This window comes from Streptomyces sp. NPDC006261, from assembly GCF_040613515.1.
In the GTDB taxonomy this organism is placed as follows: Bacteria; Actinomycetota; Actinomycetes; order Streptomycetales; family Streptomycetaceae; genus Streptomyces.
Map to the genome: position 1 here is coordinate 86,529 of NZ_JBEXSI010000032.1, position 6,666 is coordinate 93,194.

Sequence of the window (6,666 nt, forward strand, 5' to 3'; positions counted from 1 at the left end):
ACCTGCGGCGCCGGGGGTTCTGTACGCTCCGCGCTTGTTCTCGGTGGGCGGATCGCCAGCAAAAATGTCAACCTTTCAGCCTATTCACTCACTTCTGCCCCCTACCTACCCCCTGGCCCCTATTCCGGAGGAATCTGACCGATGTCGCCCACGCGTGGTGCCCTCGTCACCGGCGCGGCTGTCACGGCCGCGGCCGCCGTCGTCCTCACCGTCGTCGTCTGGCCGGAAGGCTCCGGCAGCCACCCCTCCCGCGACGCGGCTTCCCCGTCCGGGACCTCCGCCACGGCGGCCACCCCGTCGCCCTCCCGCAGCTACCCGCTCTCCACCACCCCGAGCACGATCCCGGCGGTCCGCGAGCACACCGCCGCGCGCGGTCCTGGCTGGCAGCCGGGCAAGGACAGCTCGATCGTCATAGCCAAGGGCAGCCAGGTGCTCGCCGACGAGGCCCAGCTGCTCGCCAAGGAGCTGAAGCTCCCCTACCGGGGAGCGCAGGCGCCCCGCGAGGGAGACGTCGAGCTGGCGCTCGGCGCGAAGGACAAGGGTCCCGCCGAGTCGTACACCCTCACCGTCCGCGACCGGAAGGTGAAGATCACCGGCCCCGACGAGTCGGGCGTGTTCTACGGCACCCGCACCCTCAAGCAGTCGCTCAAGGCGGACAGGACGGTGCCCGAGGGTGTCGTCAACGACCGGCCCGACCGGCCGCAGCGCGGGCTCAACCTCGACATCGCGCGCAAGCACTACAGCGCGGAGTGGATCGAGGACCGCATACGCGAGATGGGCGACCTCAAGCTCAACCAGCTCGGCCTGCACTTCTCCGACGACCAGGCCTTCCGGATCGAGTCCGAGACCCACCCCGAGGTCGTCTCGGACGAGGCCCTCACCCAGGACGAGGTCCGCCGCATCGTCGGCCTCGCCAACAGCCTGCACATCGAGGTCGTCCCCGAGATCGACTCGCCCGGACACCTCGGCGCGGTGCTCCGCGCCCACCCCGACCTCCAGCTCCGCAACACCCAGGGCCGGGAGTCGAGGGGGTCCATCGACATCTCCAAGCCGGCCGCGGCGAAGCTGATCGACGAGCTGCTGGACGAGTACACCGAGCTGTTCCCCGGGAAGTACTGGCATCTGGGCGCCGACGAGTACCAGGCGCTGATGGTCGGCAACCCGGCCGCCTCCTACCCGCAGCTCCAGCGGGCCGCCGAGCAGAAGCACGGGTCCGGCGCCACCATCGAGGACCTCGCCACGGGCTGGCTGAACGACCGGGCGGCGGTGGTGGAGCCCAAGGGCCGCACCGCCAAGGCGTGGAACGACGGCCTCTTCCGCGACTCGGAGGTCAAGGCAGACAAGAACATCGAGATCGAGTACTGGACCGGCAAGGAGATCGGCGCCCGGCCCCCGCAGGAGTACCTCGCCGCGGGCTACGAGATGCTCAACCTCAACGACGAGTTCCTGTACTACGTGCTCGGCGAGCCGAACGAGTTCGTCTACCCGACCGGCAAGCGGATCTACGAGCAGTGGACCCCGATGGTGCTGCGCGGCACCGAGCCGGTGGCGGAGCGCTACTCGCCGCAGATCCTCGGCGGCCGGTTCGCGGTCTGGGGCGACCTGCCGAACGCCCAGACGACCCAGCAGGTCGCGGACGGCATCAGGATGCCGCTCGTCGCGACCGCGCAGAAGCTGTGGGACCCGCGGAAGCCGGAGCTGACCTGGACACAGTTCCAGGAGCTGGCGGCCCGGACGGGCAGCGCGGGCTGACGGCGGCCGGGGCGGTCGGCGGACCGCAGGCATCCTGAGCCTTCGGGCCCTTCGGGGCCTTCGGGGCCTTTGGACAGCGAAGGCGTCCACGGGCTACGGTCCGCCGACCGCGCGCTCCTGGGGAGGACGTGAGAGGTCACCGACCGCTCCCTGGGGGGAACGCCTCATGCTCTGCTCCCGCTGCCGCATCAGAACGGCCGTCACCGACGACGGCCTCTGCACCTTCTGCTCGGGCACACGGCCCCCGCTGCCCGACCACCTGACGCCCCCGGCCACCGGACCCGGCGGCTGGGGCGTCGGCGACTGGCCGCGCTCACCGGTCGGCCTGTCCTGGGCGGTGACCGCCCTGCTGGGCACCGTCATCGCCATCGACCTGGCCGCCATCGGAGCCGGGCTCCACCTGCGCAGCATGTGGCAGGGCTTCATCGACGCCGGCTACACGGCCGTCCAGGGCAGCCGGGTCGAGTCGGCCGACCGGCTCCACGACGTCATCACGGACTACCGGCCGACCGTCCTCCTGATCACCGGGATCCTCTTCATCCTCTGGTTCCACCGCGCCCGCCGGAACGCCGAGGTCTTCGACCTGGGCGCGCAGAAGATGGGCCCCGGCTGGGCCGTGGGCAGCTGGTTCGTGCCTGTGGCCAACCTCTGGTTCCCCTACCGGGTGGCCGACGGGATCTGGACGGGCAGCGCCCCCATCGGCCCGGAGGGCGGCCGGGTGGCCGTCCCGCGGGCCCTGCTCAACTTCTGGTGGGCCCTGTGGGTCGCGTCGGTCCTCTCCGACCGGATCACCGCACACGTGCTGGAGAGAGCCGAGAAGCCGGAGCAGACAGCGCAGGGCCTCGCGCTGGTGGCCGCCGCCGACGCGCTGGAGGTCGTCGCCGCGGTCCTGGCGATCCTCTTCGTCCGCGCCCTGACCCGGATGCAGGTGGAACGCGCCGTAGACCCCCCGGCTCCCGCCCCGCCGGTCCCGGGCGCGCACCGGTGACAGCCGCTCAGAAGTGACGCTTTTCAGCCATTCGGCGCAGTACGCGGTAGACCGAGGGAGACGTCGATGAGTCTGCTGGAACTGATCGGACGCGCCGACGAGCGATCGCTCGCCGCCAGCGCCGTGGCCTGTCTGGACCGCTGCCTGCCACTGTTGGCGGGACCGGACGGGCCCGAACCGCTGCGGCCGCTCTGGGCGAGCTGCGAGGACGGGCAGGAATGGGCCATCCGCCTCGCGGCTGTCCGTACGGCGATGGACGACGAGGCCGTCAGCGACGGACCGGCCGCACGGGTGCGCGCGATGCTGGGGGCCGCCCCCTCCGACTTCGCCCCCGCACCCCTCCGGGAGTGGGCCGACGCCTGCTCGCTGGTCGCGCTGGAGATCCACGGCCGGTTCGACGCCCCGGACGGGAAGGCCCCGCAGGACGCCGGCCTTCTGAAGGCGGCGCGCGGCGGGGCGGCGACCGACGTCGGACCGTTGGTGGCGGGGGAGCTGGAGCGGCAGGTCCGGATCCTGGAGATCCTCGCGGAGACCGCCGGGACGGCGGGCAGCGGGGCCGGGGTGCGCAAGGCCCTGGACCTGTCCGTCGAGGGGCGCCGGGTGCTGCGCGCGGTGATGTCGCGCCGGGCCCGCAGCAGGGGGTGACCGAGCCGGGCCCGAGTCCGGCACCGTCCCCCCGGAGGGTCGGCCGACGGACTGCGCACTCTTCACCCGGAGCGTGCAGGCGGGCCGGCGGGACCTTCTGCCCTCAGGGCCCGGCCTGCGCTCCGCCTCCCCGGCCGATGCGGCCGAGGATGTCGTGGTGCAGGGCCTCCAGGCCGGCGGAAGGCAGCGGAACCGGGCTGCCGGTGAGGACGTACCACTCCTCCGCGCCGGTGTACTGGAGGGCGATGTCGGCGCGCCCGTCGGGTCGCAGGGTGGTGGAGACCGTCAGCTCACCGGTGACGACACCCACCTCGTCGGTCATTGCCCCGCCGGGGCCCGCCTTGACGTCGTCCACGAACTGTTGCGGCTGTGCCGGGTCAGGTCCGTTCATGAGGTGCTTCCGTTCATGGGTTACAGGTGTCCAGCATCTCCGTCAGCATGCCCTTCTCGGCCTCCGTGACCGAGAGCTCGTACGCCGCCTTCACCGACACCCAAGCACGGGAGTAGGTGCACCAGTACGTCTTGGACGGCGGCTGCCACTCGTCCGGCCCCTGGTCGCCCTTGGAGCGGTTCGACGACGCCGACACCGCCAGCAGTTGAGGGCGGGTCAGGTCGTTGGCGAACTCCTTGCGCTTCTCCTGCGTCCAGGTCCTGGCCCCGGAGCGCCAGGCGTTGGCGAGCGGGACCATGTGGTCGATGTCCAGGTCGCGGGCCTCGCTGAACTCCTCGTCGTCGTAGACGCTGGTCCACTTCCCGGCGACCGCCCGGCACTGCGGGTCCCGTTCGACATCGGTGCCGTCACGCTCCAGCACGGTCTCCCGGGTGTCACAGGACTCGCCCTGCGCGGCCCAGTGGGGGAACTTGGCCCGGCTGTAGCCGGACATCGAACCGTGCCGGGCCACCTTCAGCCCGGCCAGCTCCTGCCTGGCCTGTCCCGCGGTGGGTATGCCCGGCAGGGCCGTGTCGTCGGCCGCCGCACCGCCGCCTGCCCCGGCGGAGGCCGAGGCGGACGGCTTCCCGTCCGGCCCGGGCGTGGTCGCGTCCTCGATCGCCGCGCATCCGGCCACCAGGAACACGACCCCGACCGCCAGCCCCCGTCGCCACCAGTTCTGCCGCATCGTCATGACCTGGCCCACCCCACGCAGTCCGCCCGCTGATTCCCTCGGTCCGCGCAGCTTATCGGCTCCTCTTCCGTCTCCCGGTGCCGTCCTGTGTGCCGGGTTCACCGTGGAACAACGCTCGCCACCAGGCAGTTTCGAGTGGAGGAGACGAATCCCTGATGTTCGACGCCTTGAAGGGCCTGAAGGAGAAGGCCGAAGACCTCGCCGAGGCCCACGGGGACAAGACTTCCGACGGGCTGGAGAAGGCCGGCGGCTTCATCGAGCACAAGACCGGCGGCAAGCACGGCGACAAGATCGATACCGCTGTCGACAAGGCCCAGGAGTACGTCCAGGGCCTCGGCGACTAAAAGGACTGGCCCCGAAGGCGCCCGCCCTGCCCAGCGGCGGGCGGTTCGCGGCGATTCACCCGGCCCACTCCGGGCCGAGCTGTCACCGGGTGGCCGCGGACAGGATCACGTCAACGAGCCGCTCGGCGGCATCCGGGCGGCCGTGTGCCCTGGCCGCCGCTGCCATCGCTTCCCGGCGCTCCGGATCGCCGAGTTGCGGGCCGCCGCCTCGCGCAGGTGCCCGCCGGTCACGTCGCCGAGGAGTGCGACCGCCGCACCGGACTCCTTCAGGTGAGGGGCGTTGTGGGCCTGCTCGTTGCCGGCCGCCGTGGCGAGCGGGATGAACACCGCGGGCTTGCCCAGAGCGGTCAGCTCGGCCAGGATGCCGGCTCCGCTGCGCGAGATCACCAGATCACCAGATCAGCCAGGGCCAGGACGTTCGGCAGCTCCGGACCGACGAAGGGGGTGAGGCGGTACCGGGCGGCGGGGCCGCGGGGGCGCCCATGACCTGGGCGCGGGGAGAGGAGCGACGACCGGGGCCGCCACCCCCCACAGGAGAGGCCCCGGCCGTCTTCCACGGGGTCGCAGCACGACCCCGTACTCATCTCAGCGCCGCGACTGCGTTTTCTGTCACACCGCACCGAGGGCCGCGAATTGTTGCGAGTTATACAAGTCATGGACGTGACCCCTGCCGACCACGTAGCGTGCTGAGTCGCGCAGAGTGGCGCAGCAGTGGTGACCAGCTGCGATTGAGGACAGCAGGGCGGGTTGAGGGAGTGCTGGGGGACGACGCGGAGCTGACCGCCGCGGTGCTCGCGGCGCAGGACGGGGACGAGGACGCCTTCCGTGCTGTGTACCGCGCTGTACAGCCACGGCTGCTGGGCTACATACGGACGCTTGTGGGCGAGCCGGACGCCGAGGACGTCGCGTCCGAGGCGTGGCTCCAGATAGCGCGCGACCTCGACCGCTTCAGCGGGGACGCCGACCGCTTCCGGGGCTGGGCGGCCCGGATCGCCCGTAACCGCTCGCTCGACCATCTGCGGATGCGCAGCCGCCGCCCCGCGATCGGCGGCGACGAGACGGAGCTGACCGGCAGGCCCGCCGAGTCCGACACCGCCGGTGACGCCATGGAGGCGCTCGACACCGACCGCACGATGTCCCTCATAGCCCAGCTCCCGCAGGACCAGGCCGAGGCCGTCGTGCTGCGCGTGGTCGTCGGGCTGGACGCGAAGAGCGCCGCCCAGACCCTCGGCAAACGCCCCGGCGCCGTACGGACCGCCGCCCACCGCGGCCTCAAGCGGCTCGCCGAACTCCTCGGTGCCGACCACCCGGACGCGCCGCTCTCCGCCGGTGCGCCGACTCCGGACGGTGGCCCCGAAGGACCGGACCGGGCGTCCGCCCAGGGTTCCGGGAGCGACGCAGGTCAGGGGCAGGGCGGCGGCGCGGGGCTCGGTGCCGTACCCTCTCAGCGCCCCGGTAGGGCCGGTCCGGCAGCGCCGGCCGGGGTCACTCCCGGTGTGACGCATTCGCGACCGTGGACGCAGAGGGACATGTGATGGCCGACGAGCAGGACGAGTGGCTCGACAAGGACGCGGCGGAGAAACTGCTCCGCGGCGAGCCGGTCGTGCCCCTCGGCGACCAGGCCCGCGACGACGCACTCCGGCTTGCCGAAGCACTCGGTGCGGCCCGTGCCGCCCGCCGCACCCCGGCCGGTGAACTCCCCGGCGAGGACGCCGTGCTCACCGCGTTCCGGCAGGCCACCCGTCGTCCGCAACCGGGTCTACGCCGTCCTCGGCACCCTCGTCATCGCGGCGCTGCTCGCCGTGAGCCTGGT

General features: G+C 72.2%; 7 protein-coding genes and 2 pseudogenes. 6 read left to right on the plus strand and 3 right to left on the minus strand.

The window, feature by feature from the left end; all coding sequences use genetic code 11:
* Window positions 1-141: 141 nt before the first annotated feature.
* The 3 genes from ABZ154_RS21740 to ABZ154_RS21750 all read left to right on the plus strand — a co-directional run bounded on the left by ABZ154_RS21740 (window position 142) and on the right by ABZ154_RS21750 (window position 3,385).
* Window positions 142-1,752: a family 20 glycosylhydrolase gene (locus tag ABZ154_RS21740; RefSeq protein WP_356834971.1), complete on the plus strand. Its 1,611-nt coding sequence runs from the start codon at window positions 142-144 to the stop codon at window positions 1,750-1,752.
* A gap of 166 nt (window positions 1,753-1,918) precedes the next feature.
* Entirely contained in the window at window positions 1,919-2,740 is an 822-nt protein-coding gene (locus ABZ154_RS21745; RefSeq protein WP_356834973.1) for a DUF4328 domain-containing protein, read from the plus strand.
* A 66-nt stretch (window positions 2,741-2,806) separates the two neighbouring features.
* Window positions 2,807-3,385: a hypothetical protein gene (locus tag ABZ154_RS21750; RefSeq protein WP_356834975.1), complete on the plus strand. Its 579-nt coding sequence runs from the start codon at window positions 2,807-2,809 to the stop codon at window positions 3,383-3,385.
* A gap of 103 nt (window positions 3,386-3,488) precedes the next feature.
* On the opposite strand, the gene ABZ154_RS21755 is transcribed toward ABZ154_RS21750, so the two are convergent.
* Together ABZ154_RS21755 and ABZ154_RS21760 are read right to left on the minus strand one after the other, a co-directional pair.
* A complete protein-coding gene (locus ABZ154_RS21755) occupies window positions 3,489-3,776 on the minus strand; it encodes a hypothetical protein (protein ID WP_356834977.1) in 288 nt (95 codons plus the stop codon).
* Between the two features lie 13 nt (window positions 3,777-3,789).
* Window positions 3,790-4,509: an HNH endonuclease family protein gene (locus tag ABZ154_RS21760; protein WP_356834979.1), complete on the minus strand. Its 720-nt coding sequence runs from the start codon at window positions 4,507-4,509 to the stop codon at window positions 3,790-3,792.
* A 155-nt stretch (window positions 4,510-4,664) separates the two neighbouring features.
* Between ABZ154_RS21760 and ABZ154_RS21765 the strand changes: the two genes are divergently transcribed.
* Window positions 4,665-4,853: an antitoxin gene (locus tag ABZ154_RS21765; protein ID WP_356834981.1), complete on the plus strand. Its 189-nt coding sequence runs from the start codon at window positions 4,665-4,667 to the stop codon at window positions 4,851-4,853.
* Window positions 4,854-4,935: 82 nt separating this feature from the next.
* Here the strand turns inward: ABZ154_RS21765 and ABZ154_RS21770 are convergent.
* Window positions 4,936-5,311, minus strand: a pseudogene (locus ABZ154_RS21770) (glycosyltransferase); the annotation flags it as partial.
* A gap of 297 nt (window positions 5,312-5,608) precedes the next feature.
* On the opposite strand from ABZ154_RS21770, the gene ABZ154_RS21775 reads away from it, so the two are divergent.
* Both ABZ154_RS21775 and ABZ154_RS21780 read left to right on the plus strand, forming a co-directional pair.
* Window positions 5,609-6,388 carry an RNA polymerase sigma factor gene (locus ABZ154_RS21775; RefSeq protein ID WP_356834983.1) on the plus strand — a complete coding sequence of 260 codons (780 nt, stop codon included), beginning with the start codon at window positions 5,609-5,611 and terminating at the stop codon, window positions 6,386-6,388.
* Window positions 6,388-6,666, plus strand: a pseudogene (locus ABZ154_RS21780) (hypothetical protein); the annotation flags it as partial. The gene ABZ154_RS21775 and the pseudogene ABZ154_RS21780, both read left to right, overlap by 1 nt.